Source organism: Streptomyces sp. NPDC049887 (assembly GCF_040656535.1).
Lineage (GTDB): Bacteria > Actinomycetota > Actinomycetes > Streptomycetales > Streptomycetaceae > Streptomyces.
In genome coordinates, this window is sequence record NZ_JBFAMM010000002.1 from 21,116 (window position 1) to 48,090 (window position 26,975).

Consider the following 26,975-nt stretch of genomic DNA (forward strand, 5'->3'; position numbering starts at 1 on the left):
ATCCGGCCGCCGGTGTTTCCACGGGTTTCCTGTGGCGGGAAACCCGTCGGCAGTGCGCCGCCGCAGGGCGCATGGTGGGTGCTGTCCGGTCGGCAGTGCGCGGGACGGAACGCATGAGGGCGAGGAGAAGACATGGATACTGGCACCAGAGGGCTCTTCATCGTGCTGCTCGGGATCGACGGAAGCGGCAAGACCAGTCTCCTCTCCGCGCTGCGCGGCGGCACGTTCGCCACCGTCGGCTGGCGCGACCTCCGCAACCACGAATTGCCCGCCGTCATGGTGCCGGACGCACCCAGCGCCATCAAGGACCGGCTCTCCGACGTGCCGCGCGCCATGTTCGTCGGGGGTCACATTGTGGCCCAGTACGAGTACTTGGTGCGACCGGAGCTCGTCGAAGGCAGGCACGTTCTGCTGGACTCGTACTGGTACAAGGTGCTGGCGAAGGAGCGTGCCCTCGGCCGCCTGAGCCCGGCGCTCGACGAGTTGCGCCAACTGCTCCCGGTGCCGGACGCGGTGCTGTTGCTCGACGTGGACCCGCGCACGGCATGGGCGCGCAGGGGCGGCACCTGCGCGCCGTACGAGCGGTTCGACGATCCGAGCGGCCATGCGGCCGGCTTCGTCCGCTTCCAGGAGTGCCTGCTCGCGCAGTGGGAGATCGACCTGAGCGGTCATCCGGCGGTGTACCGACTCGACGGCGAGCGGCCCTTCGACGAGGTGCTCACGTCGCTGCGGGACACCCTGGAGCTCTGTGCAGTGCCGCGCCTGCCCGCACTGGAGGCATTGTCGTGAGCGGGCGGGCGACGGGCGGCAACCGGTTCGCGTCGTCGGTGCTCGACACCTGGGCGACGATGTTCGTCGACCCGGAGCGGACGGAGCGCGCGGCGGCGGGACTTCACCGGTTGGAGGGCCGACGCAGGGCGGTCGGAGACGTCCTGCGGTTGCACAAGGCCGTTCCCCAGTTCCAGTACGGGCTGGACCAGTTGGCGGCCAAGGGGCCCGAAGCCCACCGTGCGCGGGCTGCCGCCGCGAAGTCCTGGTACGGCGCCGAGGCCGGCCAACTCGCGGACCATCTTGGGCTGCTGAGCCAGGAGTTGGCCTGGCTCGCCGAACAGCCGGAGGTGGCGGGCGCCGACCTGGCGGTCATCAAGGGCTTCAACAACGCCCGTTTCTACCGGGATCCGTCGCCTCGCTGGAGCCGCGACGTCGACGTGTACGTCCCCCACTGGGCGGCCTGCCTCGCCGTGGTCCGACTGCTGCGCGAGCGGGGCTACGTCTTCGACGAGGAGGAATGCCCCTGGTTCAAGGCGGAGTTCGAGCACGGACGGGCCGAGTACGGCCAGCTCTTCCTGGTCCGCGCGGAGGAGGGCCGGTTCTCCCGGGTGGACATCCACTTCGGCACCTACTCGGTGGGGGCCGGGGAGTACCTCGACTTCCCGCTGACCGACTTCTACGAACCGGTCGCACCGGATCTCGGCTACCAGGGCGTCAATCCCACCGGGACCCTGCTGGTGATGTTCGCCCACGCCCTGTCCGACGGGTACGTGTCGGTCAAGGACGTCAACGACACCGTGTCGCTGGCCCTGACGCGGGACGACGTGGACTTCGGCCGCCTCGCACGGGAGATCCGGCGGCACTCGCTGGAGCCGCAGGCGCTGCTGCTCGCCGACCACCTGACCCGGCTCTACCGCGACCCGCGCATCGGCGGCTTCGCGTGGGCTCTGCGCCGCGCCGCCGGCGGTGGGCGCACCTCGCCGCTCTGGCGCATGCACGACCGCAACTGGCACCGGCGCGCCGCCGTCAACGCGGTCCACGCGTACCGGTCGACACTGCGCCGGCGCCGCGGGCCGCTCGTCGCCGCCCGACGCGCCGGCCAGTGCGCCGTGTTCTACAACCGGCGGCTGTCCGTCACGCTCAACGACCGCACCCTGCCGCAGCAGCTGCTGGTGCGGCTGATGGCGCGGACCGACCTGACCCGGTGGCGGCTGCGGTCGGACGCCTGCCCGACCATGATCCACACAGGCCACCCGGCCCTCACTGGGGTCGCACCGGACCGGTTGGCCGCGCCGGACGGCTCGGCCGTGGGACTTCCGCGACTCAGGCCGACGCCCGCCGCGGGGGTGCGGGTGGGCGGCACGTTCCCCGACCGGCAACTGGTGGCCATCGGTGACGACGTCTTCCTCTGCTCGTGGGACCAGGTGGTCAGCCACCGGGACGCCGCACTGGCGAAGCAACTCGCGTCGGTGCAGGGCGCCGGTGCCCGACGGAAGGGAGAGCCGGCGGATGACTGAGCACGCCATGCACGACGACGGATTCCGACCGGCTTCCGACACCGGCCGGTTCTTCGACTGGGCCTCGACCGCCCCGCTCTCCCGCGCCTGCGTCCGGGCGGTGGCGGAGTTCTCCGCGACGGCGGCCGCCCACCGTTCGCCGCCGGACTTCCAGAGCGAACGGACGGCCGGTCTGGACGCGCTGCGGGAGCGCATCAAGACGGTCTTCGGCGCCCGGCCGGACGCGGAAGTTGCGCTCGTCCGCAGCGTCTCCGAGGCGTCCTCGGCCCTCGCCGGCGGGCTCACCGTGCCGCCGGGCGGCGAGGTGCTCGTAACCGCCGCGGACCATCCCGCGCACGCCGCGCCGTGGTGCCGGCTGGCGGGGCAGCGAGCCGACGTACGGCTGCGCACCCTGCCGTGCCTGCCCAGCGGGCTGGTCGACCTGGAGCGCGCCGCCCTCCTGCTGTCGGAGCGCACGGCGGTGGTGGCCTGCACCCACCTGACACATCTGGACGGCGTACTGCAACCTGTGGCCGAACTCTCCTCCCTGGCAAGAAGGTTGTCACCCGCCGTGGTGATCGTGGACGCGGCGCAGTCGGTGGGCCGCGTCCCGGTGGACTTCGAAGCCCTTGGGGTGGACGTACTCCTCTGCACGGGCCGCAAGGCGCTGCTCGGCCCGATGGGCGCCGGATTCGTGATCGCCGCGCCCGGGGCTCTGGACGGGCTCTCTCCGCTGCTGCTGTCCCCGCGCAACTGCGAGGCACATACCGCGGAGGACGGCGCCTGGCAGCCGGGGCCTCGCGAGCGCGGGGGCCCAGCCGCCCTGGAGGGAAACCTGCCGGACCTCGCCGCGCTCCACGGCCTGCTGGCGTCCCTGTCCGCCTACCAGCGTGCAGGCCCGGGGCACCTGGCCTCGGTGTGCCGGACGAGGGCCGCAGACGTGCCGGTCGCCGCCGCGCAGGCGGGTTTCCGCACGTTCGGCCCGGCATCGGCCCCGGGAGGGTACGGCATCGTCCGGGTGTGCTCGCCCCGCGTCGCGGACCACCGTGCCGTGAAGTCCCGCCTGAGCGCCCGGGGCTGGTCGTTCGCCGCGACCGAGGAATGGCTGCGCGTCAGCGTGCACGCCTGCACCACGCCGGGCGACGTCGCCGCGCTGTTCGACGACCTGGCGCCGTTCGGCGCCCCCGGACCGACCGTACGGAGTGTGCCGTGAATCCGCGATGGACCGTGGTCCACGGACGCTTCCAGCCCTTCCACCTCGGACACCTCGAATACGTCTCCATCGCCGCCCGCAGGAGCCGGTACGTCATCGTGGGCATCACCAACCCCGCCCTGGGTCGGCTCGCCGAGGAGCGGACCTCGGCCCACCGGCACACCAGGGACGCGAACCCCTACACCTACTTCGAACGGGCCGAGATGGTCACCGCTTCCCTGCCGGAGGCGGTGCCGGCCGACGCGTGCACCGTGCGTGTCGTGCCGTTCGACGTCTCGGACCCCGGCACGTGGGACGACTACCTGCCCCGCGGCTGCCTCCACCTGGTCACCCTCAACGAGCCCTGGGACGAGGAGAAGTACCGGCGTTTCAAGGCCGCCGGGTACGCCGTCTCGGCGGTGCCCGGAAATCCGCGCCGGGTGACCGCGACCGAGGTGCGCCGGCGCATGGCCGCCGGAGAGGACTGGCGCGCGCTGGTGCCCCGCGGCACCGCCCGCGTCATCGACGGCGTGACCGCCGCCGTGCCGCGTGAGGAAGCCGCACCGCCGCAGTCGCCGTGAGCACTACCAGCAAGCCCGCACGCACGTTCCCCCTGGAGACCACCGAACCCATGACTACCGCCTTCTGGAACGCCAAGCACCGCTCGTATCGGGGCACCGACTGGATCCGTACCCCCACCTACTTCGCACAGGAGGTCGTCAGCCGCTTCCCGGCCGGCTCGGCTGTACTGGACGCCGGCTGCGGGCAGGGACAGGACAGCGCCTGTTTCGCCGCGGCCGGACACCGGGTGACGGCGATGGACCACTCGGACTTCGCCCTCGCCCAGTTCCCCGAGGAGGCCCTGTCCGCGTCGGTCCGACGCGTCACCGCCTCCTTGGCGGACTTCCCGCACCCCTTCGACGACGGGTCCTTCGACGTCGTCTACGCGCACCTCAGCGTCCACTACTTCGACCTGCCGACGAGCCGGGAGATCATGACCGAGTTCCGGCGGGTACTGCGCCCCGGCGGCCTGCTGTGCGTCATGGTGAACTCCGTCGACGACCCCGAGCACGGCGAGGGCAGACAACTCGGCCCTGACTACTACGAGCTCGAACCGGGTGACGCCAAGCGGTACTTCAGTCGCCGCACGCTCTACGACCTCACCTCCGACCTGTTCGTGCCCTACCTGCTGGAACAGCACGGCCGCACCCGCAAGGACCCCCACCAGTCCTTCGTCCGGCTCGTCGCCGAACGGAACGAGTGAGGAGGAGCCATGACCGACATGCCCGCCCCGACCGTCAACGCGTCGGACGTCAGGACCACTGCGTTCGGCGACTGGATCTCCGTGGACTCCCGGACCGTTCAACTGGCCGGAAGCCAGAGCATGGAGACCCACGTCGTGCGGTTTCCCGCCATCGCCCTGATCGTCGCGCTGGACGGCGACGACCTCGTACTCATCCGCCAGTTCCGCTTCCCGCCGCAGTCGTGGGTGATCGAGGCCCCCGCCGGCCGGGTGGAGCCCCGCGAGGACCCGGCGCGGACAGCTGTCCGGGAACTGCGCGAGGAGACCGGATTCCATGCGGGCCAGGTGGAGTTGGTCGGCACCCTGCGGATCAGTCCGCACCTGTCCGACGAGACGACCTACGTCTACGCGGCCACCGGTCTGGTACCGGGTCCCGCGCACCCGGACAAGGGCGAGTTCATCCAGCGCTTCATGGTGCCGCGCGGCCATGTGCGCGCAATGGTGCGCGAAGGCCGGATCATCGACGCCAAGACCATCGCCGCCCTCGCCGTGTGCGACGTGATCTGAGTCCGAACAACGCACGCCGAAACAGGAGTTGTGACCCGATGGGATTCCTTCCCCGGATCGTGGGAGCAGTCCGTGCACGACGATACCCCGACGCGTACACCGGGTGTCTGCTCGCCGTCCTGGTCACCGTGCTCGAGATCGTCTCCGGATTCACGCAGAACCGGAACTGGATCGACGTCCTCTTCTCCTCGACCGTCGTCCTGCTGCTCGGCCTGATCGCACTCGCCACGGCCGACATCCGGATCCGGCAGAACACCGTGCTGAACGGTGCCCGCGGCGGTCTGCTGTTCACCGGCCGCTCCCAACTCCCGGCGCTGGGTGAGCAACTGCAGGGAGCCCACCGGACCGTCGAGATCTACGGGCTGCAACTGGGCCACGTCGTCCACCACATGCTGCCCACGATCGCCGACCGGGCGCTCTCCGACTGCCACTTCAGGCTCGCCCTGCTCAGTCCCGTCGACGCCAACGGCGACAAGGTGCCGTGGATCGGTGACATGGGGGCGGTACACGGCTTCCCGAACCTGGAGGACGTGCTGCGCGCAAACCTGGCGCACCTACGGCACTGGCACGCGGGCCTGACCCCCAAACAGCAGCGCAACATCGAGATACGCGCCTACCCCGTCATCCCCACGGCGTCGGTGATCCTCTTCGACGTCAAGAAGCACTCGGGATACGCGCACGTGGAGCCGATACTCCACACCCTCCCCCCGATGGAGCGGCCGACCTTCTGGATCACCGAGAAGGACGACTTCAAGCTGTTCCACCTGCTCGTCGACCACTACCAGGAGCTCTGGCAGCAGGCGATCGCCCTGCCCGACCTCGCCCTTTGATCCTGGCCGGCCCCACCCCCCGCCATCCGGGCGACAGACCGGAGCGGAACCACGGAAGGTACTTCATGGACATCCCCGCCCTGAGTTCCCTGCGCGCGGCCGACAGCGGCCGTGTCGGCGGCAAGGCCGCCGGGCTGGGCGAACTCCTCGCGATCGGCCTGCCCGTCCCGCCGGGATTCGTGCTGCCCGCCGGTGCGCTGTCCCCCCTCCTCTCCGACCGGGGCGGGCTGGCGCGGCTGCTCGCGTCGCTGGTGGACGAACACGGCCTGCGCCGGCCGTTCGCCGTCCGCTCGTCGGCCGCCGCGGAGGACGGCGCGAACGCCTCGTACGCGGGGCAGTTCGCATCTGAACTGGGCGTCGGGATCCAGGATCTGGCGGCGGCCGTGGAGCGCTGCGCGCGCTCAGGCGAATCGGACCGTGCGGCTCACTACACCGGGCGGATGGAGGCCGACGGGTCCGGGGGCGGGACGGAGGTCGCGAGCGGGGAGGGCGCGGCTGCCGGCGAGCGCGTTGCCATCTCGGTGATCGTGCAGGAACAGGTGCCGGCCGACCTGTCCGGCGTGCTGTTCACCGCCGACCCGGTGACCGGGGACCGCGAGAGCTACCTGTTGGACGTGGTTCCCGGCGCGGGAAGCGCGCTGGTCGGCGGTGAGACCGAGCCCCTCTCCGTCCGGCTCTCGAGCGACGGCATGCGGACGGTCAACCGGCCCGACTGGTGCGACGCCGCGCTGGAGACCCGCGTGCTGGGGCTGATCGCGGAGATCCGGAGCCTGGGCAAGGCCGTCACCGACCACCGGGCGGCACCGCAGGACATCGAACTGTGCGTCACCGCCGACAACGCGGTGATCCCGGTGCAGGCTCGTCCGATCACCGCGCTGCCCGCACCGGCGCACCGGGACTTCGCCCTCCGCTTCATCCCGGTGACGTCGGCCGACCGGGCCGAACTGGGCGGCCTGACCTCCCTGGACAAGGTGCGGCTGCGGCTGATCGCCGAGGAGAACGACCTGGCGGTGGGGCGGGCCTGGATCGTCCGGGCCCGCCCCACCGCCGACTCCACAGGACCGGACGCCTCCCCGCTGCCCGAAGCCCTGCGCGACGCCCCTCAGATCAGCTTCGTCCTCCAGGACCCGGCCAGACTGTCCGGTTCGATCGTCCGCCGCTTCAGCGCTGCCGGCACCAGGCGCGAGGACCTCGACGGCATCGTGCAACTGGTGGGCGCCGCCCACGACGAGTTCGCGCTGATCGCCACGGAGGTACGGTCGGCCGTCCAGTCCGGGGTGGCACGCAGGTTTGACGACCGCATCCTGGTCGAGATCGGATTCGGGGCCTTCGTGCCCAAGGGGGTCGTGACCACCTCGCAGTACGTGTGCACCCCCGACGGCAAGGTGGTTCAGCGCGAACTCACCCTCCAGGAAAGGGCGTTCGTCATCGAGGACGGTCAGCCGAGGAGCGTCGTGGCCGACAGGACGCCGGAGCTGTCCGACCGGCAGATCGAGGAGGTCTGCCGGGCCGTCGCGGTGGCGGGCGCGTACTACCAGCAGCCCTCGGTGGAGTTCGGTATCACCTCCGACGGCTCGTTCTTCCTCATCGACTTCGTCGACGAGGACACGGAGGGAGCCGCCCCGGAAGCGCTCAACGTCATCGCTCCCGGCCGGGTCAGCGGGCGGGTGATCCGAATCGACGACGATCACGACCTGCTGATGGAGTCCCTCGACTTCCACTTCCACACCGACCGGTCCGACGCGGCAGGCAGCCGGCCGGCGGACGACCCCGTCGTGGTACTGGCCCGGCTGCCGTACCTCTCGCTCGAACGGTTCATCCGGGGCCGCGACCCCAGGTCCGTCGGGTTCGTCTTCCGCAACTGCTCCTATCTCAGCCATCTGTCGATCGTGCTGCGAGAACTGGGCATCCCCGCCTTGGTGGACGCGAAGGCGTTCGACACACTCGCCGCGGACTCCGTGGTCCTGCTTGACAGCGCCTCGCAGACCGTGGGGCCCGCCACGCCGCGGCAGGCCGGGCAGGGGCGGACCCGGTGATCCTCTCCGACCAGGACATCCTCGGTGCCGTCCGGGGCGGCGACATCGGCATCACGCCGTTCGACGAACGGCTGGTCAAGCGCAACAGCTACCTGCTGCGGCTGGCGGGGCCGTTCCGCCGCATCGAGGGCGACGAGATTCTCGACACCGCGGACCCCGAGAGCTTCGCGCGGTGCGAGGGCGTCCTGGAAGCCGGTGACAGCGTGGTGCTCACGCCGGACGCCCTCGTGCTGGCCGGCACCCGCGAACGCGTCAGCCTCGCGCCCTCACTGGTCGGCCTGCTCTCCGGCATCTCCAACGTCGCCCGGCTCGGCGTCCAGGTGCACGCCACGTCCCAACTCGTCAACGCGGGCTTCGCCCACGGCGCTCCCTCGCGCCTCGTCTTCGAGCTGTCGACGGTCGGCGGCCGCCGGGTGCGGTTGTACGCCGGCACTCCGGTCTGTCACCTCGTCTTCGCCCGGCTCTCGGCCCCAGCGGGGGCACGGCACCCCAGCGGCAGAACAGGCCAGCTCGGCACCGCCCCAAGCCGCCTACTGGACCAGTTCGGCCACTTCTACGCGCGGGGGGAGAACGGTGCCGTGGCTGCTTGCACACCGCTGACTGAACCCTTCTGACGCCACCGTGCGCTTGAGACGAGCGGAAATCAGCCGGTCAGCCGCTTCGCGACGGCCTGCACGACCGGCCCGGCGACGCAGACGTGCGGCGGGGCGACGACGGCGCCGACCGCGTTGGACGGCGGGAACTCACGCACAGCGAGCCAGGCGGTCCCGCCTTCAGCGCGGCTCGCACAGCCGTGGCGGACGGCGTCCTCGGCTACGCCCTGTTGCGTGCCGGCGAACGGCCGGACAGGTCACTTGGGCGACAGGCCCGATGCGGAGGCGTACCCCTGGTCGATCCAGGCGTGGAGGGCGGGATCCTCACTGAGCGCGGGGGCGGCGACGACGACCCACCCGCGCATGGGGCGTCCGGTGAGGTCGAAGACGCGTGTACCCGGCCGGGCCAAGGCAGCGTCGGCGGCATCGGGCCCTACCCGCACCATCAGATCGTCCCCGATCACGCCGACCGCCATGTTCCCCTCGTGCAGGAACGCCAGGCCCCCGAACATGCGCTTCTCGCTGATCGCCGGATCGGCGCCCAGCCGGGCGCGGATCCGTTCCGCCAGTCCTTCGTCGTACGCCATCACAGACCTCGGATCATGAGGGGCAAGAGGATCGTGGTCATCGCCGGTCCTGCAGCCTGCGCTCGAGGTCGCGCAGGTCCTTGCCGAGGGACGAGCGGACCTTCCTCGCCATCAGGGGTGCGGCGAGTCTGTAGTACCGGCTGGGATCGCCCTGTATCCGGATGCGCGCGAGCGTGCCGTCCGGGTGTGGGCCGAAGGTGTAGGTGACGTGCATGGGCATCGGTCCGGCGACCGAGACCATGTCCATCAGCCGCTCGGGCTCGTGTGCGGCGACGCGCAGCACGTAGTCGATGCGCTTGCCGAGGAAGTACGCCGTGCGGGTCACCTCGGCTCCCACGCCGAACCCGCCTCCGTCGGCCTCCCGTGTCAGAGTCGCCTCACGGATGCCCTGCGTCCACTCCGCGTCGTGGCGCCAGTCCATGGCGTACGCCGCCACCTGGTCGGGCGGGAGCAGGATCACCCGCTCGGCCGTCACGTCGATCGGCATCGTCTGCCCCTGCTCAGAGGGTGAAGAAGGGGCAAGGCGTGCCCGACTCGGTGAACTGCTTGAGCCGGTCCATAAGCCCGCCCCAGGTGTCGGCGGTGTGCGCGAGGCCCGGGTCGTCGTCGGCGAAGCCGGTGTGCCGGAAGTCCACCAGGGTGCCGGTGCCGTCGGGGGTGTCGGTCAGCTGCCAGGTGATCACGGTGCCGGACCAGTGGGGCGGGAAGGCGCCGACGGACGTCCACACGACTTCTTCCTTGTCTGCGCGGTCCCGGCGGAGCCGGAAGGGCTCGGGAATCTCCGGGAAGTCGAAGAGGAGGACCTCATCCTCGCGGTTCACACCGGTGGTCCACCAGCCGGTGAGGCCGTCGTGGGTGTTCAGCGCCTCGTAGACCTTGGTGCGGTCGGCGTCGATGTCGGTCCGGAAGGTGATCTCGGACATTGCTGCTCCTGGTGTGTACACGGGTCGGGGGGAATGGGGAGGCGCTCAGAGGCTGAAGTACGGGGCCGGGGTGCCGGTCTCCACGTACTCCTTCAGGCGGGCGAACATGCCGGCCCAGCCCATCGTGACCTCGCGGAACATGTCGTCGATCGCGGCGAACCCGGTGTGGTCGAACCGGACCACCGTCCCGCCCTCGGCCTGGGCATCAAGGGCGTAAACGATCTCGGTACCGATCCACTGCGGCGGCCCCGAGACCACGGTCTGCGCCAGACGCTTGCCGGCCTCGGCCTCGTCGATGCGGAAGTCCCAGGTCATCGGCGCACCGGGAAACGACAGCCGGTGCAGGGCACCGACGCCCTCGCCTATCTCGGCGCCGGTGGTGAACCAGCCGCCGACTCCTTCGGAGGTGGAGATCGCGCGGTACACGGTCTCCGGGCCGGCGGCGGTACGGATCTGCAGGGCGATGTCAGCCATGGGACGTCCTTCTCATCAGGAATCCGGCGGGCTGCCGGACTTCGCTTTAGCCCACACTAAAATGACTCTCGGCACGAAGGCAAACTGCAGTGGGCGCTAAAATGATCTGCATGGATGCGGTACGGGCGGTCGCCGAGCCCAGGCGGCGCGAGATTCTTCGGCTGGTCTGGGATGCGGAGCTGTCGGCCGGCGACATCGCCGAGCGGTTCGACGTCACCTTCGGCGCGGTCTCCCAGCACCTCAAGGTGCTTCGGGACTCGGGCCTGGTTACGCTGCGGCAGGAAGGCAAGAAGCGGTTCTACCGGGCGGACCGCGAGGGCATGGGCCCGCTGGCCGACTACCTGCAGTCCATGTGGGCAACCAAGCTCGACGCCCTTGCCGAACTGGCCGAGGCCACCGAGCGGGCGGAAGGAACGGACGCGTGAGCGTGGGCAGCAACGCGAGCGACGGCGTGGTCACGGTCGAGCGGCACATCGCAGCCCGCCCCGAGACCGTGTTCTCCTTCTTCACCGACCGCGAGAAGTGGCTGTCTTGGATGGGCCGGGAGGGCGAGTTCGTGTTCGCGCCCGGCGGCGCGTTCCGGACCGATGTCACCGGCGAGAACGTGGCCGAGGGCCGCTTCGTCGAGGTGGACCCGCCAAGGCGGCTGGTGTTCACCTGGGGCTGGGCCGAGGGCGGGATGCCCGTACCGCCCGGCTCGACCACCGTGGAGATCACTCTGGAGTCCACCCCGGACGGCACCCTGCTGCGCCTGGTCCACAGCGGCCTGCCCTCGCCCGAGGCCTGCGCCGCGCATGAGGACGGCTGGAAACACTATGTGCAGCGCCTGGCCGTACGGGCGGAAGGCGGCGACCCGGGCCCCGACCAGTGGATGTGAAGCATCTGACCGCGTCCGTCCGTGATCTGCCCGCGCGTAGGTAACCGCGCTCACATACCTACCTCCGCCCTGCCTCCTAGCGTCGGTCCCCAAGAGGGCCACGAACAACTCGCCGCCCTCGCCGGCACCTCCCGCGAAACCCGCACCAAAGTGCTGCGCGGGACGGAGGAGCGTGGACTCCTGCGGCTCGCCCGCGGCGGCAACACCGTGCTCGACCGCGAACGGTTCCAGGACGCGGCGGGCTGACCCGGGCAAGCGTCATCGAACCGTAAGGCCACCACCACGCCCGCGACCCGAGGAAGAGATCTAGTCTCGCCTCGGGTCCCCAACACACAGGAGTCACCATGCGCGCCCGCACAGTCCTTCCGGCCACCGTCGCAGCCGCCCTGCTCGCCCTCACCGGGTGCGGTTCAAGCAGCTCCGACGCGGCCGACGACGCCGGCGCGATCTCCCCTTCAATGGCGTCTTCCCCCACCCAGCCGCCCACCGGCTCCGACGGGAGCGGCGGCACCGGGGCGGACGAGTCCAAGGTGCCCGGAGCACTCGACTTCACGGCCACCACCGTGGACGGCAAGCCGTTCGACGCGAAGACGCTCGCAGGCAGGCCCACGGTGCTGTGGTTCTGGGCTCCCTGGTGCCCCAAGTGCAAGGCTCAGGCCGCCGAGACCGCGAAGGTCGCCGCCGACTACCAGGGCAAGGCCAATGTCGTCGGCGTCGCCGGCCTCGACACCAACGCCGCGATGAAGGGCTTCGTCTCCGACACGGCCATTGACTCCTTGCCGCACCTGTCCGACGAGAAGGGCGAGGTGTGGAAGCGGTTCAAGGTCACCGAGCAGAGCCGGTACGTCATCCTCGACAAGGAGGGCACCACGGTCTTCGAAGGCGTGCTGCCGGGCGGCAAGGGCCTGGCCGAGAAGGTCGCCGGACTCATCGGCTGAACCGTCGTGTCGGACCTTCCTCTCGTTCTTGCCCTCGGCGCCGGAATGCTCGCCGCCGTCAACCCCTGCGGCTTCGCCCTGCTTCCCGCCTACCTCTCGCTGCTCGTGCTCGGCGACGACACCCCCAGCCGCACCGTTGCCGTCGGCCGGGCCCTTGCCGCAACCGTCGCGATCACTCTCGGATTCGCCGCTCTCTTCGGTGTGTTCGGCCTGGCGATCCAGCCGGTCGCGGGGCAGGTGCAGCGCCACCTGCCCTGGTTCACCATCGCCTTCGGCCTCCTCATAGCCGCCGCGGGCGGATGGATACTCGCCGGCCGCCGGCTGCCCACCCTCACACCGAAGCTCCGGCGCGCTCCGAAGGTGACCCGCTCCCTGCCCTCGATGGCCCTGTTCGGGACGGCCTACGCCACCGCCTCCCTCGGCTGCACCATCGCCCCCTTCCTCGCCATCGTCGTCTCCGCCTTCCGCGCCGGCTCCACCGGCGAAGGCATCGCCCTGTTCACCGCCTACGCCGCCGGAATGGGGCTGATCGTCGGCGCCGCCTCCCTGACCGTCGCCCTCACCCGCACCACCGCCGTCACCCGCCTGCGCCGCCTCGGCGCGATCGCCCCCCGCCTCGGCGGAGCGCTGCTCATGCTCGTCGGCTCCTATGTCGCCTACTACGGCTGGTACGAACTCCGCCTCCAGCTCGATCCCGCCACCACCGACCCGGTCATCGACAGCGCAGGCACCCTCCAGCGGGCTCTAGCCGACGCCCTGAACGCCGCCGGCCCCGCCGTGATCGCCGCCGTCTTCGCCTTCCTGCTCCTCGCGGCACTGCTGATCCGCCACCGCAGGCACACCCGCCGGCCCGGCGGTACGCACCTCGATTCACCGTCCGCGCCCAACCGCTCGGCCTGAGTCCGCGCCGGGCAGGAAGCATCCACCGCAGCAGCGCACCACTGCCGTACCCGGCGCGACGCCGGAAGGACCCTCCGCAGCCTCGGACGCCCCTGAACCGCAGTTTCGCCGTCCGGCCCGGGACTCCTTCCGCAATCGGCGCGCGGCCGGGGCCACGCCGGAGCCGCCGACACGCCCTGACGGCCGTGGAACGGATGGCCACGCGCTGAGCCTCAGCGATCTTCTGCGTACCGGCGGGCCGGCCGATCCACAACGACATCGACGAACTGAAACGCCGCTTCGGTCAGTGGACTGTGCCATCGGGCCGCCTTGGTCGGCCTCCTCGCGCGGCCGTGCCCGTACAGGCGCCCCGGCCCGGCACCGAGGTGCGCCAGGTGCGGCCCGATGGCAAAAGTCCACCACAGCGGCGGCACACCTCCACCGCGGATCTCGTGGTGGGCGCCGACGGCGTGCACAGGGGCACGCGGCGCACCCTCTGGCCGCGCGTACCCGGACCGCGCTGCGTCGGATACACCACCTGGCGCCGTATCGGGCCACCCCAGCCCGTCGAGGGGAGCCTGGCAACGTGGGGGCGAGGCGAACGATTCGGGCATGTGCCGACGCCGGATGGCCGCGTCTACTGCTACCTGCTGGCCAACGCCCCGGCCAGCTCCCGCACCCACCTGGACCAGCTACGTGACCGCGTCGCGCGCTGGCACAGCCCGATCCCCGCACTTCTGCAACACCGCAGGCGAGACCGCGGTGTTGCAGCACGACGCATACGAGCTGCCGAAGTTGCCGACGTACGACCCTGGCCGCGGCGCAGGAGTACGCCCACGAAACCGGTGGCCGCGACCCGTGACTACGGCGCCGCTGTGAGGCTGCACGGCCAGTCTCCGGAAAGGTCGCGCTTCTCGGACACGCCGCGCACGCCGTGCCCCCCACTGGGACAGGGCGCCTGCCAGGCACTCGAGGACGCGGTCATTCTCGCCGCAGCAGCGGACCCCCTTGGCGTGCGTGGGGGGGGTGGAGGAGCACGACCGCGTCCGCAGACGCGCACCCCGATGTTCGCCCGCCGCTCCCGGCAGGCAGGGCTCCCGCGCACTGGACATCCCTGCCACCGACCGCCCTGCGAGACGCGACTCTCCCGCTCCTGCCCAATGCACTCTTCAGCGCTCGGTCGCCGACGTGTACGCCTGGACGCCCCGACATCCCTCGATCACCGGGCCCGCAACACTCAGGTCACCAAGCGCAGTTGGTCCAGTTCGCCACTGATCGCATCCCGAAGCGCGTCATGCTGCGGACCAAGCCTGGACCGCTCGTCGCTCCACCGTTCACGCGGATGGAGCCACACCGGGGCACCCACCACGTCGGCCGGCTCCCACTCGAACCGCGGCCAGACATGCGCATGCAAGAACGGGTCCGTGTTCCCCAGGATCTCCAGGTTGACCCGCCGGAAGGCCGGGTCCAGCCGCCGACAGACACGCTCGACCGCTTCACCGAGCTGGTCCATGTCGGACAGGAACGACAGCCGCTTCGCTCTTGGCAGGTCCGACAGCCGCTCCACATCAGGCTCGTCCACGAGCAGGACCGAGTAGCCAGGCAGGAACTGAACGTCCCCGATCACCGCGAACCCCGACGTCAGCCGTCGCAGCACAGTCGGGTTCTCGCCCCTCAGCGCAGTCCCGATACGGTCCGTCCGCCAGTCACCAGTCATGGCCGGAATCTACACTCCAGTGATCAAGACCGCTCTTGTCGTCTCACACGTGGAATCACTGACGGGCCGCCGACACACGGCCGTCGAAGGTGCGGTCGAAGACGTTCAACGCCGTCCTCCAGCGCATGGCCCGACGTGCCTCGCCCTTGCCCGTGGGATCGAACGGCATGATCGCCATCTTGACGCACTTCAGGGCGGCCTGCTCGTTCGGGACACGGCCCCGGGCCTTTACCGCCCGGCGGATGCGGGCGCTGGCGGAAGCGATCGCATTGGTCGTGCACCGGTGCGCACCGTCCAGGGCCTGCGGCTGACACTCCGCGACGGCACGGAGACACACAGCGGTCATACCTGGCCGCGGGTGTGATGAGCTCTTCGTCACAGCCGTGCTGTGCCGCGACCCGCACGGCCGGGAAGACATGACCCGGCAGGGGGCCGTGCAGGGCGGTCCGCCGCACACGACACGAGGGTCGTGCCTCCTGGCCGCCCAGTTCCTCCGTGGCCGAAATCACATCCCATCTCACGCCCCCTTCACCAACACTGGTCAGGCAAACCGGTCGACATCAGGAAGGGATGGAATGAGTTGGGGCGTATACGAGCATCCCAGTGCGTCCTGACCGCCGCGGTCGTCGCCGGAACGGCGATTCCCGTGGTCGTGGGGGCCGGGGCGGCGGACGCCGTCGCGGCGGCACCGAGGGTGAGGTGCAGCTCGGAGAAGGCTGGGCTGGCGGCGAAGCTGCAGCGGGACATCACGACCGCGCTCAGGGGCAGGACAGCCATCACTGCCGTGTCACTGCACGATCGCACGACGAACACGGTGTGCACGCTGCGGGCGGACCAGAAGTTCGACTCCGCCAGCACCGTCAAGGTCACCGTCCTGGCAACGCTGCTGTGGGACGTGAACAGGCACAACCGCCACCTCACCACCCGTGAGACCGAGCTCGCGACCGCGATGATCACTCAGTCGGACAACGACGCGACGACCGCGCTGTGGAAGCAGCTCGGAGTGCCGAAGGTCAAGGGCTTTCTGTCCGCGGCAGACATGAACCGGACAGTGCCGGGCAGCAACGGCCACTGGGGCCTGACCCAGATCACGGCCGGTGACGAGCAGAAGCTGATGGACCTGATCACGGGCAGGAACAGCGTGCTCAGTGACAAGGCCCGCGCCTACGCCCTCAAGCTGATGAACAAGGTCGTCGCCTCACAGCGCTGGGGTACATCGGCAGGCGCGCCGAGCTCAGCGGTGTTTCATGTCAAGAACGGCTGGCTGTCGCGCGCCACGCACGGCTGGCGGGTGCACGGCCTGGGCGCCTTCACCGGCCGCGGGCACGACTACACCATCACGGTGCTCACCCACGACAACGAGACAATGGCCGCCGGAGTCGCCACCACCGAAGCGGTGGCCCGCGCGATCCACAAGGGACTCAACTCCACGGCGAACGCCATGGAGACCGGTTCGGGCTGACTGCGCCACCCGGATCGTCGAGGCGACCGCCCGGCTCGTTACGCCGACTGCAGCAGGCCCCGGTGGTTGCCGAACAGGTCCCCGGAACGGGAGCCGTGCATACCGCCCGGCCAGCATGCCTGGCATGGACCCGCCGATCGAGCAGCTGACCGAAGCGCCCCGAGTCCCGCCCGCCCCGGCGTGCGCCGGATCCTCGGGATCGCCGGGCCGCCAGGCGCCGACAAGTACACGCTCGCCGGGGAGGTGGTCGCAGGTCTGGGCACGGAACTCGCAGTGCTCGTCCCCTGGACGGCTTCCACCTCGACCGGTCCGGACCGGACCGGCTCGGTCGTACGAGCCGTAAGTGCGCTCCGGACACCTGCGACGCGGCGGCCTACCCCGTGCTGCTCGCCGACCGCCTGCCGCGGAGCCGGGCCGGACGGCGCACGCGCCCGCTTTCGACCGGCTCCTGGAGCCGCCGACGCTACGGATGTACCAGCGTTTTCGCTCGCGACCGCCTGAACGACCGAGACGTCTGGTCGGCGGCGGCTGGTGGCGCGGGTACCGGCGAGGTCGACGAGGGCGGCGGGCTCGGGGACGGTGCGGAAGCCGGTCTGGTCGACGCTGAGGTAGGTGGACGATCCAGTGGTCGGGGCCGGTGACCCTGATGATGCCGCCGACGGAGACGGAGCGGATGTCGCCGGGCCGGCCGCTGGAGACCGCGCGCCGAGTTCGCCGTCGCGCTCGCTCTCCCCCTGCACCGACCCCATACCGCCCGGGGTGCACCACCCGGTCCAACCCCGACGTCCTCCTCCAGCACGCCGGCGGCACTGTGCGGTGGAAGTGGACCGCGCGGGCGCCGCAGGGTATCGACGAACTCGTCGACCGCGTCGAGGACGAACGCACCGCCCACGACGGGTTCGGGGCCCACCTGGTCTTCAGCCGGCACCCCAGCCGTCTGCATCCCGGCATCGTCGCCGAGGTCCGCGGCCGGGCCCGCGCCGTGAGCGGCGGGCAGGTCGGACCGGCTGAGGGATCTTTCGGCACCGAGATCAATGTGACGGGGCGTCATGCAGAGGAAGCCCAGGCAGGTCCGAGACGCCTCCCGCATACGAACCACGTCCCACGAGGGGAGTCAGCGCTCAGCTGCCACTGGAAACCGGCCGTGTGCACAGCGGCCGGCATCGCGACCGTCACCGCCGGAGTCACCCTGGCCGACAGGGAAGCCGGTCCCCCTCCGCCCGGGCGAGCCCGGCGACCCCCACTCCCCCGCCGCCCACGGAGGCGCGACCACCCCCACGAGTGCCGGCGAGAACCGCGAAGCCGCCTACTGGGCGGAACACGGCCCTCCACCGTCAGCCGCGAGATGCGCCGCAACCGGCGCCCCGTGCCCGAGGGGCGCTTGGCCTATCTGCCGTTCCAGGCCCACGACCGCGCTGAGATCACCGGCCCCGTGCAACTCGTCATCTCAGGAATCAACTGTCGCTTCCAGCATGGGAGTTGCCTTGCTCACCGTACAGAAACTCAGGGCAGGTGTTACGACCAGCCCTGCGTCACCTTGGCGGGCGCCGTGTTCCAACTCTTGGGTATGAACGCAATCATATAGGTCCCGCGGTCGAAGTCTGCATATCCGGCGGACCAGTTCCGGAACTTGCTCTCGTACACCTTCATCGGGCCCATGCCACCGTTGGGCGAGTGATAGTGGTTGGCGTGGGTCCACACGGTCTGGTTGTGATCTTCTTCCTCCTGGTCACCGAACCATCCGTAGTCGAAGTTGACATAGCTTTCTCCGGGGCTGCCCGGGCTGCGCGAGGTATTCCTGTCCTTCGACATGTCGACCAAGCCTGTGCTCTGGTTGGGGCGGAAGGCCTCCGGGTCGCCGTACTTCCTCTTGCTGGAGGAGCTCCGCGGGTCCTGTCCGCTCCAGAAGTGCTTGGAGTAGATGACCGCCTTCATCCGGGACGGGTCGTAGTTGCCCCCATCCCTGTTCCTGAAGGACGGGGTGTTCCTCAGAGCCGAGTAGAAGTTCGAGCGGGCGTCTTCGTTACGCAGAGCGTCGTTGTTTCTTGTGAGCTCTGCCTTGAGGTTATTGAGATAGGTCCCCTCGTCGTGTGCGTTCTCCAGAGCCTTGTTCATGATGGATGCCACATCACGAGCCCGCTTGAATCCCTTTCCCTCGTCGAAGCTCTCCTTGGCGATGCGCCCTTCGAGCTCGGCCCGCGTCTCGCCCGGCCGGGGAGTGGTGTTCTCCAGAGCATTCTGGTACTTGTTCTCATCGAAGGAGGCGAACGCCAGCTTGTTCGTCGGGTAGGGGCCTGAGTTGACCCAGGTGACGCCCACGCAACCGTAGGACAGCTGTTCTCGCTGCTCTTCGGTCATCTGCCGTGCCTGGCCATCGCGGTGGCTGTATACCTGCTGCCACTTGCGTATGTAGTTGCTGACGTCCGTAGTCGCCCGGCCCCCGTAGGGCCGGTACGCGTCGGGCATGCGGTCGAGCGGCTCGGCGGGAGGCGTCACCCTGCCGCTTGCCGCCGAGGAGGCCCTGAAGGATTCCCCTGAGGGCTTGCCGAGCCGACCCAGAGTCAGAGCCTTCTCGTTCAGTGCGTTGATGCGCCTGACATCATCTGCCGTCAGGCCGTGCTCCTCGGCAAGGGAGCCCCTCTTCTCCCCCTCGACCGTGCCGGCGGCCTGGCTGACCGACGGCATGAAACCAACGGTGCACACCACTGCGCCCACAACGGTCAAGGCGAGAAATCTCGAGCGTTTGTGCATGAAAATCACGAACTCCTTTGCAGTGAAACGTCATGAAAGCGATGGCATGCGAGAGGGACAACGCAATGGGGAGACGGACAGCGCTTCCCCTGTGTCGCTGTACCGGAAGCGGTAGGCCACCGACAGAAGTGGGACGTGGAGGGTGCGCGAGACGGTGGTGGTAGTGAGTCGCCGGACAGATGGCCACGTCGCCTCAGCCGACCGGAGGCCACCCCGAACAGGGCCCGCCCAGCCGGCCCGATCAGGCAGAACCACCGGCCCGCTACCTCGTGTCCCCGAGACCGGGACCGACCGGGATCGGGTGGCCTGAGCTGCAGTAGCAGGCCCCGACACGAGGCGCGTAGCCCGTGGAACCGACGCCGTCAGGCGCACCCGCACCCGCCCGGGGTGAACATGCTCGTGCACGGTGTCCCGGAGCACGGAGGTGTCCAACGGTCCAGGGACCGGCCCCTGCACAGCGGCCTCCGGGAACACACGAAACGGAAGCCGGCCCGCAGGCTGTCCAGTCCCCCCAGTGGAGGGGTTGGTGCATCACATCTCGACTCCCGCATGAATCGTCAGGTTGTACGAGAACCGATCATGTCCCGATGCCAACTCCCCCCACAACACAGTGGCTTCACATTCGGCCACGCCGCCACACAGGGCAGTATTCGGTCACCGCTTCGGGCCCGCCCAGCTCCGGATACGGAGTGGCAGCATTTTCCTCACCATCGGCAAGTGGTCCGCGGCAAGGCTCACGGCAGCGACGTGGGGAATCCCGGAGATTGTTCGATGACGGCGCTGCCGACCGGGACGAAGAGCTCCGTGGGGAGGTGGTGACCCAGATTCGGAAGCCGCGCTCACCACACCCCAGTTCGGAGCCGCACGAACCCCACTCGCTTCCCGGAACCGCTGGATCTCCGCCATTCCCTACCGCGGGCCCTCGCTCGCCACACCTCCGCCGGCAGCCCTGTCACCAACCCTGCCCCTCTTGCGAAACGGCTGGTATAGCCCCCTCCGGTCATCAAAGCGAGTATCGATGCCTCCGAGATGCCTGTTGCATCGGTGCAACGCAAACGCCTGCCGGACCATTAGAGCCACTACGTCCGCCATGAGACGGTTGCTCGCCAACCCGTCCCCGGCCAGGTCCTCGCACCGCCTGCCAACGACGGGGCCCGCACGGCCCAGCTCGTGGACATGCTCGACGACGTGAGCGACGTGGCCGAACGCGGCTCACCCGCGGCGTAGCCGAAGGTCTGCTCGCCAACGGCGACCGGCTGCGTTCGCTCGCCCCCAACCCCAGCCTCCCCGTCGACCTTCGCAGCAGGGCCGGCCGACCACGACGACCCTGCCCTGCGCCTCGCGTTCTCCGCCCGCCCCGTGCTGACGGAGGAGGAACGCGCCGTGGTCGACCGGAAGATGGACCCTGAGGAGCGGCAGGCACCCTGCACCGGATCTGGAACGCGCGAAACCATCCCGACGTCCTGCGCGCCTGCCGCTGCCGCTGCCGCTGCCGCTGCCGCTAGAGGAGATGCGGGAGCTGCTGGACCGGGCCGGGAACCCGGACTCACGGTAGCCGCGCCCGCCCCCGCTCAGCCGATGGTGACGACCCGCGCCCAGGACGGCGGAGCGTCCGGGACGTATCCGGGATTGCTCTCGTCCGCGGCCCGCATGGGTCGGGGGAAGAGCCCGACCACCGTGCGGCAGGACGGCTGTGCCGAGGGCCAGGGCGTCTGGCCGTCCGTCAGGGCGACGACCACGTCCGGGCGTGAGCGCAGCGCGCGCTCGAAGCCGGAGCGCAGGTCCGTGCCGCCGCCGCCGATCAGTTCGATCCGCTCGGCGCGGCAGAGGGGTACGGCGATCCTGGCCGCCGCGTCACACGAGATCACCGACACCAGGTCGCGACGCCCGCCCACCGCCCGCGAGATCGCCGCCACTTCCAGCAGCGCGCTGCCCAGTTCGGCGTCGCTCACCGACCCGGAGGTGTCGATCACCACGCACACCCGGGGTGGCTCCGGGCGCAGGCTCGGCAGCAGCACCCCGGGTAGGGAGGCGGAGCGCCGGGACGGGCGGCGGTAACTGTGGTTCCCGCCGGCTCCCTGCGCGCCCACTGCCGAGCGGACCGCCGCTCCCAGCAACTGCCGCCATGGCTGCGGCGGATGGAACGCCTCGTCCGCCCACCGGCGCCAGCCCTCCGGAGCGCTGCCCGGTTCGCCCCGGATCCCCTCCGAGACCCGGAAGCGGACCGCGTCCCGCTGTTGCCTGGACAGTCCGTGTGCCCCGTCAGGCCCCAGCTCCCAGGGCCGCGCCTGCCCGTCGGCACCGCCGCCGCAGTCCAGCCAGGCCAGCTCGGCGGCGGGCCCGGACAGTGAAGCCGTTTGCAGGTACTCCTCCATCAGCAGCCCGTTGTTCAGCCCCAGCAGCGACGGCAGCACCGCCCCGGTGGGCCTCGGCAGTCCCTCGCCGTAGATGTCGTCGTTGATCTCGAAGTCCGCGGCGATGTTCCGACGCAGCCTCTCACCAGGCCCGTATGCCTCGTGCTCCCGCGCATAGCGCTCACCACGCCCGTGGTGGTCCCGAAGCAGATGGGACACCTCGTGCACCCAGACACCCGCCAGCTCCTCCACCGGCATCAGGGCCACGAAGGCCGGCGAGACGTAGCAGCGCCAGTAGGCGTCCACCGCCATCGTCGGCACCGACCGGTCCTCCACCACATGCAACGCGAACAGTGCGGCGGCCAGGTAGGGACGCACCTTCACCGCGTGCAGCCGGGCGGCCAGCAGCTTCTCCATGTCCAGCTTGAGCACGGCCCTGCCGGTCGGCTCGCTCGGCGCGGCGGCCGGTGCCGGCGCCACCGCGGCCCGCACCTGGCGCGGCGGCGCCGGCCGCGCCATCGGACGCGGCACTGGGCGTTTCGTCATGGCCCCCGTCATCGGCGCGCCCCCGCCGCGAGCCCCGCCGGCGTCCGCGGCACGGTCTTCTCCACCGACCGGTCCGCTCGCGCGGCGAGACCGATCACCCCCGCCAGCCGCTCCACAGCCTGCGGCACCTCCCAGTCGTCGTGCCGCAGGGAGGCCAGCACCGTGGCCGGAGCAACCAGCAGATCCGGGGCGCCGGTCTCCAGCGCCCGGACAAGCACCGCCCAGCCCGCCTCCCAGCGTTGGCGTTCCGGGCGCGCCCCGACTGCTGCCACCACCGCCTCCAGCGCCGCCTGACGGAGATCGCCCCGTACCGGCAGGTCGGCGGCGGCCGGATCGGCCAGCAGCGACTCCGGGTCCGGGAGGTCCATCCGGTCCAGATGGGCGAGGAGCTCCAGCCCGGGCCCGTCTCCGACCGCGCCACGTACCAGCAGTGCCAGCACCTCCCGGGACACCGAGGCCGCAGTGCCGAAGGCAAGCAGTGTCAACGCCGCCTCCCAGCTTCGCGGTGACGGCCAGGCACCGCCGCGCCGTGTCTCGCTGTTCGGCAGCCGGTGGATCAACGTGGGCCGGGCCTCCAGGAATCCGCAGACCGCGCGCCGGGCCAGATCCACCGCCTCCGGCAGCAGCTCCGGTGCCAGCCGTGGCAGCTCCGCCCGGGGCCACACCCCGCCAAGCCCGCGCACCACCACGTCCCGGTCGTGTACCCAGTAGAGATGTACGAACCGGTTGGCCAGCGGCGGGCTCAGCTCCCATCCGTCCGCCGCCGAGGCACGCGGATTGGCCGCGGCCACGATCCGTACCCCGGGCGGAAGTTGCACCGCACCGACCCTCCGTTCAAGCACCACCCGCAACAGCGCGGCCTGAACCGCCGGGGTCGCGGTGGACAGCTCGTCCAGGAACAGCAGCCCCTGCCCGGCCCGAACCAGCTCAACGGCCCACTGCGGCGGCGCCATCGGCACCCCCCGCACCTCCGGCTCGTCGCCGATGATCGGCAGCCCGGAGAAGTCGGACGGCTCGTGGACGCTGGCGATCACGGTTGTCAGAGGCAGGCAGAGGGAGTCGGCGAGCTGGTTCAGCGCGGCGGTCTTGCCGATGCCGGGCTCGCCCCAGAGCAGTACGGGCAGGTCGGCGGACACGGCCAGGGTGAGCGCTTCGAGTTGCTCGTCGGGACGGGGTTCCGTGGTGGTCACGCGGAGGAGGGAGAGGAGATCGTCGGCGAGGGAGAGACGTGAGGTCATAAGCATCACCTGAGGTCGCGAATGGCGCAGGACGCGCGGCAAGGGACAAGGAGACAGCGCGACTTCGGCGAGGCGGCGAAGTCGGCGCGGAGAACGGGCTCGGCGAAGTCAGCCGAAGAGGGCGTTACGAGGCCGGGTCCGCGGGCCGCGCTTGAAACGAAGGGCGGACAACGCACGGAGGCCCGGGCGCAAGTGGTCCCCCTGCGGCGTCCTGGCCGCACCGGCGGCAGGGTGCGAGGTGTCCAGCCCCGAGCGGAACAGCCCGTGGTCGATACGCCGGGCCACGGCCGACTCCAGCGCCTCCCGGAGCGGCCCGTCGCGCAGCACGGCACCAGGCCCGAGCAACCCTTCGACCACGGCCAGCGCCCCGGCGACATCACCGTGGCCCAGCCGTTCCCGTACCGCGGGCAGCGCCTCGGGGCTGCGGTGCACGGCGTCCATCGCCCGCAGACAGGGCAGCGGCGGACCGCCGAGCGCCACCAGCAGTTCCTCGCGCCGCAGTAGAGCCGGGTCGTGATCGACGGCCGTCAGCACCCCGTCCCGCAGCGCGATCCGGTGCACCGCGCCCCGGCACTCCACCCGGTGCGGGTCACCGGTATCCGGCCCGGCCCCGGCCACCGGCGCCACCGATGCGTACGGCGCCAGCGCCGCGGCGACAAGCGGATGCAACCGTCCGGCCGGGACCACTCCGGCCCCCAACAGTTCCAGATCCGGCAGCACCCGCGCCGCCGCTTCCGGCAGCATCGGAAGCGCAGCGACGTCGTACCGCGGGGTCCGGACCTCCCGCAATACCGGCGCATGGCAGTCGTCGGGCGCGACGAGTTCGTACACGACACTGCTCCGCGCCCCGAGCCGCACGCAGAAGGCCCCACGTGGGTCCTTCCCGTCGGCGCGCAGCAGCAGCTCTGCCTCGGGGGCCCAACGCGGCACCGCCCAGGGGGAATCGCCACCACCGGTACTGCGCCCCGCCAGTTCCCCGCTCCGTGCGGCGTCCCAGAGATGCCGGTGCAGATCGAGCCGGAAGCGCCGGTCGGGATGAGGATGCGGATGCGGCCCGGGGCCGTCGGACCCGAAGCCGTGCCCGGCTGCGTCCCACAAAGCCAGCGACATCCGCTGCCCGGCTTCCGCCCGGGCCGGCGGCGTCCGCACCACCAACTGCAGCGGTGCGCCGTCGGAACATCCGTCGTCGGAACCGCAGCCCGGGTATCGGGCCAGACAGACGGTGAGGCCGGGACGGAGCAGCCCGTCGGGGGCGCTCCGAGGCATGTTCCAGCGCAGCAGATCGGGCGCGAGACGGCGCAGATCCGTACGGAGGCGGGTGACGAGTTCGGTGCCGTGGCGACGTCCCACGGCGCGCAGATCGAGATCGACGTCGATCCGGGCAGCGGCACAGGCCCCCGCCCAGTCGCCCACCGCACGCCGTGCGGTGGCGGTCTCGATCATGGACGGTGGCACGGCGTACTCACGGACGCGCTGCCACATCAGCAGTCGGGGCGGAATCCCGTTCGCGAAGTGATGTGCCATCAGCACTCACCCTGAGCGAACGATGCCCCCAATCCGAATGAGGAGGAGTTCTTCATCGCGAGCATCGTAGCCACACCGATCGCGTTCTGTCATTTTCCTTTGACACGTGATCGTCCACGTCCATGACGATCAGGGAAGCAGAGTCGCGTCGAGGTACTCCTGCACCGGCCCGAGAAGTCCGTACGGCACGTACTGCGGGATCGCCCCAGGGCGACCCGTACGAGCTCGGACAGCTCCTGCGTGTCCGGGTCATGAGCGTTACCGCCCACCACCTCGCACGCGTGCAGGACATGAGCCGTGCAGGACGTCACCCGACCGGGCCACCGATGCACCCGTTCACCCAACTGGGCCACGGCGACCACGACCAGACCCGTTTCCTCGCGCGTCTCCCCCACTGCTGCGACCGCGCGTGACTCACCGGGCTCCACCACTCCGGCGGAGAACTCCCATGAGAGCCGCCCCTCGCCGACCCGCCGGCGAACCAGCGGCACACACCTCGCACCGAATGGACGGTGCTGCGACCGCCGTACCTCACCAACAAGTCGAGCACGGGCTACCGGACGGCGATGGAGGCCAACATCAGCGGCTCCGGCCCGAGCCGGGTCCTCAGCGCTCCCGCACATACGTCACGATCCACGACACGGCGAGAGCAACCCCGAGAACCCCCACGCCGAAAATGCCAAGGGCCGTCCAGATCCCCTTTCCGTCCACCGCGGCGCGCACCCCGCCGGTGAGCCCGCCGACGGCCATGCAGATGCCGAGAACGAACGCCCTCGAAGTCCGGGGCCTCAGCCAGTGCCACACGCTTGGGCGGCGGCGACCGGGCGGCGGCGGGCCCGCGGAGTGCTTCATCGGTACCTCACCTTCCCAGGTGCCGCTTGGGCTTCCGCACAGGTGTCGCCCGCCTCCTTCTTCGACGGGGTGTAGTAGAAATCGACTCCCGTGGCCACCACGGCCACCGGCGCGCCGAATATCTTCCCCCCAAACCTGCCGACCGCGTTGATGAACGTGGGGCGGTGGTGTTTCCCGTTCACGTTGCTCAGCAGTGAACCCTTCTCGAGGTGTTTGCTGGCCTCGCCGGCGGCGAAGGAGGGCGTGCCGCCGATGAAGCCCTGCACCGCGCCATTGAGGTCTCCGCGCAGGAGTGCCTCGCCCCCACCCATCCAGGAGCGGTAACTGAGGAACTCGGCGACGGGCTTGATGGTGCCGCTGCCCCATTTCCTGGGAGGCTCGTACTCCGTCGTGTCCAGCTTTGTGCGGGCTTCTTGCTCCATACCCGTCTTGGCGTCCTTCAAGGAACCGTAGTTCATGGTGCTGAACTCGTTCTGGTCCTTGGTGAGGTCTGCCAGGCCCCACGAGCAGAGCGCATCTGCATCGGCAGCGCGCTGGAGTATGGCCTCCAGCCGTCTGACGAGTGCGTCTACATCTCCCTGGGCGGCATGGGACCGCTCAGGGTGCGTGATGACGCCGTCCGGGGCGATTCTCAAGCCGTGAGGCGGGCTCTCGTAGATCTTCTCAAGTTCGGACTTGGCCTTCGTCAGCTCGCTGTAGGCGTCCTTGAGCAGATTGGCGATGCTCTCGGCCTGGATCACCGCGTCCTGGAACTCGGCTGCCGTCCTCGTGACGAAGGGCTTGGTGACGCCGGGGTTCTCACCCTTCCAGGCCGTCCCCTTCGTATAGGTGCTCATGTCTCCGGCGTCCTTGGCGAGTTCCCTGAGCTTCTTGACCATGGCGACCCAGTCGTCGATCGCCGAACCGAGTGGCTTCGTCTTCAGATAGAGAAGCTGCTGGAACGCCAGCACCGAGCACCACGCCTAGGTAGGGGAAGGAGGAGGGAAGAAGAGGGTGGACGCGCAGAGAAAGCCCGTGACGGGGCCCCGGCTTGCGGCGGGGAGCACGACCGCCGTCTGGGCGGCTTGCTGAGCGGCCCCGGCCTGCCCTGACAGAGACGAAAGCATCGGGTCGCTCTCCTCGAAG

At 70.2% G+C, this 26,975-nt stretch carries 26 protein-coding genes and 3 pseudogenes; 16 read left to right on the top strand and 13 right to left on the bottom strand.

What is annotated here, in order from left to right; all coding sequences use genetic code 11:
- Positions 1-132 precede the first annotated feature (132 nt).
- The 9 genes from AB0J10_RS02230 to dcd all read left to right on the top strand — a co-directional run bounded on the left by AB0J10_RS02230 (position 133) and on the right by dcd (position 8,749).
- The gene (locus AB0J10_RS02230; RefSeq protein WP_363056886.1) at positions 133-789 is read left to right on the top strand and encodes a hypothetical protein; all 657 of its coding nucleotides are present in this window, start codon (positions 133-135) and stop codon (positions 787-789) included.
- A complete protein-coding gene (locus AB0J10_RS02235; protein ID WP_363056888.1) occupies positions 786-2,288 on the top strand; it encodes a nucleotidyltransferase family protein in 1,503 nt (500 codons plus the stop codon). The genes AB0J10_RS02230 and AB0J10_RS02235 overlap by 4 nt, the downstream gene beginning before the upstream one ends.
- Complete coding sequence (locus AB0J10_RS02240; RefSeq protein ID WP_363056890.1) at positions 2,281-3,480, top strand: aminotransferase class V-fold PLP-dependent enzyme; 1,200 nt, start codon at positions 2,281-2,283, stop codon at positions 3,478-3,480. The genes AB0J10_RS02235 and AB0J10_RS02240 overlap by 8 nt, the downstream gene beginning before the upstream one ends.
- Complete coding sequence (locus tag AB0J10_RS02245; RefSeq protein ID WP_363056892.1) at positions 3,477-4,040, top strand: adenylyltransferase/cytidyltransferase family protein; 564 nt, start codon at positions 3,477-3,479, stop codon at positions 4,038-4,040. Before AB0J10_RS02240 ends, AB0J10_RS02245 begins: the two co-directional genes overlap by 4 nt.
- A 50-nt stretch (positions 4,041-4,090) precedes the next feature.
- The gene (locus AB0J10_RS02250; RefSeq protein ID WP_363056894.1) at positions 4,091-4,723 is read left to right on the top strand and encodes a class I SAM-dependent methyltransferase; all 633 of its coding nucleotides are present in this window, start codon (positions 4,091-4,093) and stop codon (positions 4,721-4,723) included.
- Between the two features lie 9 nt (positions 4,724-4,732).
- Complete coding sequence (locus AB0J10_RS02255; protein WP_363056896.1) at positions 4,733-5,269, top strand: NUDIX hydrolase; 537 nt, start codon at positions 4,733-4,735, stop codon at positions 5,267-5,269.
- A 38-nt stretch (positions 5,270-5,307) separates the two neighbouring features.
- A complete protein-coding gene (locus AB0J10_RS02260) occupies positions 5,308-6,099 on the top strand; it encodes a hypothetical protein (protein WP_363056898.1) in 792 nt (263 codons plus the stop codon).
- A gap of 65 nt (positions 6,100-6,164) precedes the next feature.
- Entirely contained in the window at positions 6,165-8,135 is a 1,971-nt protein-coding gene (locus tag AB0J10_RS02265) for a PEP/pyruvate-binding domain-containing protein (RefSeq protein WP_363056900.1), read from the top strand.
- Positions 8,132-8,749 (top strand): dCTP deaminase, encoded by a 618-nt coding sequence (gene dcd / locus AB0J10_RS02270; RefSeq protein WP_363056902.1) that lies wholly within the window; start codon positions 8,132-8,134, stop codon positions 8,747-8,749. Before AB0J10_RS02265 ends, dcd begins: the two co-directional genes overlap by 4 nt.
- A gap of 236 nt (positions 8,750-8,985) precedes the next feature.
- Here dcd and AB0J10_RS02275 read toward each other — a convergent pair whose 3' ends face one another.
- Genes AB0J10_RS02275 through AB0J10_RS02290 form a run of 4 tightly spaced genes read right to left on the bottom strand, consistent with a single transcriptional unit; the run spans position 8,986 to position 10,712 of the window.
- The gene (locus AB0J10_RS02275) at positions 8,986-9,315 is read right to left on the bottom strand and encodes a TfoX/Sxy family protein (RefSeq protein WP_363056904.1); all 330 of its coding nucleotides are present in this window, start codon (positions 9,313-9,315) and stop codon (positions 8,986-8,988) included.
- A 37-nt stretch (positions 9,316-9,352) separates the two neighbouring features.
- The gene (locus tag AB0J10_RS02280) at positions 9,353-9,802 is read right to left on the bottom strand and encodes an SRPBCC family protein (RefSeq protein WP_363056906.1); all 450 of its coding nucleotides are present in this window, start codon (positions 9,800-9,802) and stop codon (positions 9,353-9,355) included.
- Between the two features lie 13 nt (positions 9,803-9,815).
- Entirely contained in the window at positions 9,816-10,238 is a 423-nt protein-coding gene (locus AB0J10_RS02285) for an SRPBCC domain-containing protein (RefSeq protein WP_363056908.1), read from the bottom strand.
- Positions 10,239-10,283: 45 nt separating this feature from the next.
- Positions 10,284-10,712: an SRPBCC domain-containing protein gene (locus AB0J10_RS02290; RefSeq protein WP_363056910.1), complete on the bottom strand. Its 429-nt coding sequence runs from the start codon at positions 10,710-10,712 to the stop codon at positions 10,284-10,286.
- A 110-nt stretch (positions 10,713-10,822) separates the two neighbouring features.
- Here AB0J10_RS02290 and AB0J10_RS02295 point away from each other — a divergent pair, with 110 nt between their 5' ends.
- From AB0J10_RS02295 to AB0J10_RS02315, 5 genes are all read left to right on the top strand, one after another.
- Positions 10,823-11,137, top strand: a complete 315-nt coding sequence (locus tag AB0J10_RS02295) for a metalloregulator ArsR/SmtB family transcription factor (RefSeq protein ID WP_363056912.1) — start codon at positions 10,823-10,825, stop codon at positions 11,135-11,137.
- Positions 11,134-11,589, top strand: coding sequence for an SRPBCC domain-containing protein (locus tag AB0J10_RS02300; RefSeq protein WP_363056914.1), 456 nt, complete (start codon positions 11,134-11,136; stop codon positions 11,587-11,589). The genes AB0J10_RS02295 and AB0J10_RS02300 overlap by 4 nt, the downstream gene beginning before the upstream one ends.
- Positions 11,590-11,610: 21 nt before the next feature.
- On the top strand, positions 11,611-11,835 hold the full coding sequence (locus AB0J10_RS02305) for a helix-turn-helix domain-containing protein (protein WP_363056916.1): 225 nt from the start codon (positions 11,611-11,613) through the stop codon (positions 11,833-11,835).
- Between the two features lie 98 nt (positions 11,836-11,933).
- Positions 11,934-12,527 carry a redoxin domain-containing protein gene (locus AB0J10_RS02310; protein ID WP_363056918.1) on the top strand — a complete coding sequence of 198 codons (594 nt, stop codon included), beginning with the start codon at positions 11,934-11,936 and terminating at the stop codon, positions 12,525-12,527.
- A 6-nt stretch (positions 12,528-12,533) separates the two neighbouring features.
- Complete coding sequence (locus AB0J10_RS02315) at positions 12,534-13,427, top strand: cytochrome c biogenesis CcdA family protein (protein WP_363056920.1); 894 nt, start codon at positions 12,534-12,536, stop codon at positions 13,425-13,427.
- 1,216 nt (positions 13,428-14,643) lie between these two features.
- On the opposite strand, the gene AB0J10_RS02320 is transcribed toward AB0J10_RS02315, so the two are convergent.
- Positions 14,644-15,123 (bottom strand): diadenosine tetraphosphate hydrolase, encoded by a 480-nt coding sequence (locus AB0J10_RS02320; RefSeq protein ID WP_363056922.1) that lies wholly within the window; start codon positions 15,121-15,123, stop codon positions 14,644-14,646.
- A 55-nt stretch (positions 15,124-15,178) separates the two neighbouring features.
- A pseudogene (locus AB0J10_RS02325) lies at positions 15,179-15,403 on the bottom strand (IS256 family transposase); the annotation flags it as partial.
- A 330-nt stretch (positions 15,404-15,733) separates the two neighbouring features.
- Here AB0J10_RS02325 and AB0J10_RS02330 point away from each other — a divergent pair.
- Positions 15,734-16,585, top strand: coding sequence for a serine hydrolase (locus AB0J10_RS02330; protein ID WP_363057559.1), 852 nt, complete (start codon positions 15,734-15,736; stop codon positions 16,583-16,585).
- Between the two features lie 180 nt (positions 16,586-16,765).
- Positions 16,766-17,045: pseudogene (locus tag AB0J10_RS02335) on the top strand (nucleoside/nucleotide kinase family protein); the annotation flags it as partial.
- Between the two features lie 1,055 nt (positions 17,046-18,100).
- Here the strand turns inward: AB0J10_RS02335 and AB0J10_RS02340 are convergent.
- The 7 genes and pseudogenes from AB0J10_RS02340 to AB0J10_RS02370 form a co-directional block, all read right to left on the bottom strand.
- Entirely contained in the window at positions 18,101-19,336 is a 1,236-nt protein-coding gene (locus AB0J10_RS02340; RefSeq protein WP_363057561.1) for a protein-glutamine gamma-glutamyltransferase, read from the bottom strand.
- A gap of 1,571 nt (positions 19,337-20,907) precedes the next feature.
- Positions 20,908-22,107 carry a VWA-like domain-containing protein gene (locus AB0J10_RS02345; protein ID WP_363057563.1) on the bottom strand — a complete coding sequence of 400 codons (1,200 nt, stop codon included), beginning with the start codon at positions 22,105-22,107 and terminating at the stop codon, positions 20,908-20,910.
- Positions 22,108-22,244: 137 nt separating this feature from the next.
- Positions 22,245-23,480: an AAA family ATPase gene (locus tag AB0J10_RS02350; protein ID WP_363056924.1), complete on the bottom strand. Its 1,236-nt coding sequence runs from the start codon at positions 23,478-23,480 to the stop codon at positions 22,245-22,247.
- Positions 23,481-23,582: 102 nt separating this feature from the next.
- Positions 23,583-24,998 (bottom strand): hypothetical protein, encoded by a 1,416-nt coding sequence (locus AB0J10_RS02355; protein ID WP_363056926.1) that lies wholly within the window; start codon positions 24,996-24,998, stop codon positions 23,583-23,585.
- A gap of 129 nt (positions 24,999-25,127) precedes the next feature.
- Positions 25,128-25,621 (bottom strand): annotated as a pseudogene (locus AB0J10_RS02360) (NUDIX hydrolase).
- Positions 25,605-25,850: a hypothetical protein gene (locus AB0J10_RS02365; RefSeq protein ID WP_363056928.1), complete on the bottom strand. Its 246-nt coding sequence runs from the start codon at positions 25,848-25,850 to the stop codon at positions 25,605-25,607. The pseudogene AB0J10_RS02360 and the gene AB0J10_RS02365 overlap by 17 nt, the downstream one beginning before the upstream one ends.
- Entirely contained in the window at positions 25,847-26,800 is a 954-nt protein-coding gene (locus AB0J10_RS02370) for a hypothetical protein (protein WP_363056930.1), read from the bottom strand. The genes AB0J10_RS02365 and AB0J10_RS02370 overlap by 4 nt, the downstream gene beginning before the upstream one ends.
- Positions 26,801-26,975: the final 175 nt, after the last annotated feature.

Coding starts and splice junctions, on each gene's coding strand:
- AB0J10_RS02285 (WP_363056908.1), bottom strand. CDS start 10,238: ATGTCCGAGATCACCTTCCGGACCGACATCGACGCCGACCGCACCAAG.
- AB0J10_RS02250 (WP_363056894.1), top strand. CDS start 4,091: ATGACTACCGCCTTCTGGAACGCCAAGCACCGCTCGTATCGGGGCACC.
- AB0J10_RS02280 (WP_363056906.1), bottom strand. CDS start 9,802: ATGCCGATCGACGTGACGGCCGAGCGGGTGATCCTGCTCCCGCCCGAC.
- AB0J10_RS02320 (WP_363056922.1), bottom strand. CDS start 15,123: ATGACTGGTGACTGGCGGACGGACCGTATCGGGACTGCGCTGAGGGGC.
- AB0J10_RS02340 (WP_363057561.1), bottom strand. CDS start 19,336: ATGCACAAACGCTCGAGATTTCTCGCCTTGACCGTTGTGGGCGCAGTG.
- AB0J10_RS02350 (WP_363056924.1), bottom strand. CDS start 23,480: ATGCTTATGACCTCACGTCTCTCCCTCGCCGACGATCTCCTCTCCCTC.
- AB0J10_RS02240 (WP_363056890.1), top strand. CDS start 2,281: ATGACTGAGCACGCCATGCACGACGACGGATTCCGACCGGCTTCCGAC.
- AB0J10_RS02355 (WP_363056926.1), bottom strand. CDS start 24,998: ATGGCACATCACTTCGCGAACGGGATTCCGCCCCGACTGCTGATGTGG.
- AB0J10_RS02365 (WP_363056928.1), bottom strand. CDS start 25,850: ATGAAGCACTCCGCGGGCCCGCCGCCGCCCGGTCGCCGCCGCCCAAGC.
- AB0J10_RS02260 (WP_363056898.1), top strand. CDS start 5,308: ATGGGATTCCTTCCCCGGATCGTGGGAGCAGTCCGTGCACGACGATAC.
- AB0J10_RS02265 (WP_363056900.1), top strand. CDS start 6,165: ATGGACATCCCCGCCCTGAGTTCCCTGCGCGCGGCCGACAGCGGCCGT.
- AB0J10_RS02290 (WP_363056910.1), bottom strand. CDS start 10,712: ATGGCTGACATCGCCCTGCAGATCCGTACCGCCGCCGGCCCGGAGACC.
- AB0J10_RS02230 (WP_363056886.1), top strand. CDS start 133: ATGGATACTGGCACCAGAGGGCTCTTCATCGTGCTGCTCGGGATCGAC.
- AB0J10_RS02275 (WP_363056904.1), bottom strand. CDS start 9,315: ATGGCGTACGACGAAGGACTGGCGGAACGGATCCGCGCCCGGCTGGGC.
- AB0J10_RS02310 (WP_363056918.1), top strand. CDS start 11,934: ATGCGCGCCCGCACAGTCCTTCCGGCCACCGTCGCAGCCGCCCTGCTC.
- AB0J10_RS02295 (WP_363056912.1), top strand. CDS start 10,823: ATGGATGCGGTACGGGCGGTCGCCGAGCCCAGGCGGCGCGAGATTCTT.
- AB0J10_RS02345 (WP_363057563.1), bottom strand. CDS start 22,107: ATGGAGAAGCTGCTGGCCGCCCGGCTGCACGCGGTGAAGGTGCGTCCC.
- AB0J10_RS02255 (WP_363056896.1), top strand. CDS start 4,733: ATGACCGACATGCCCGCCCCGACCGTCAACGCGTCGGACGTCAGGACC.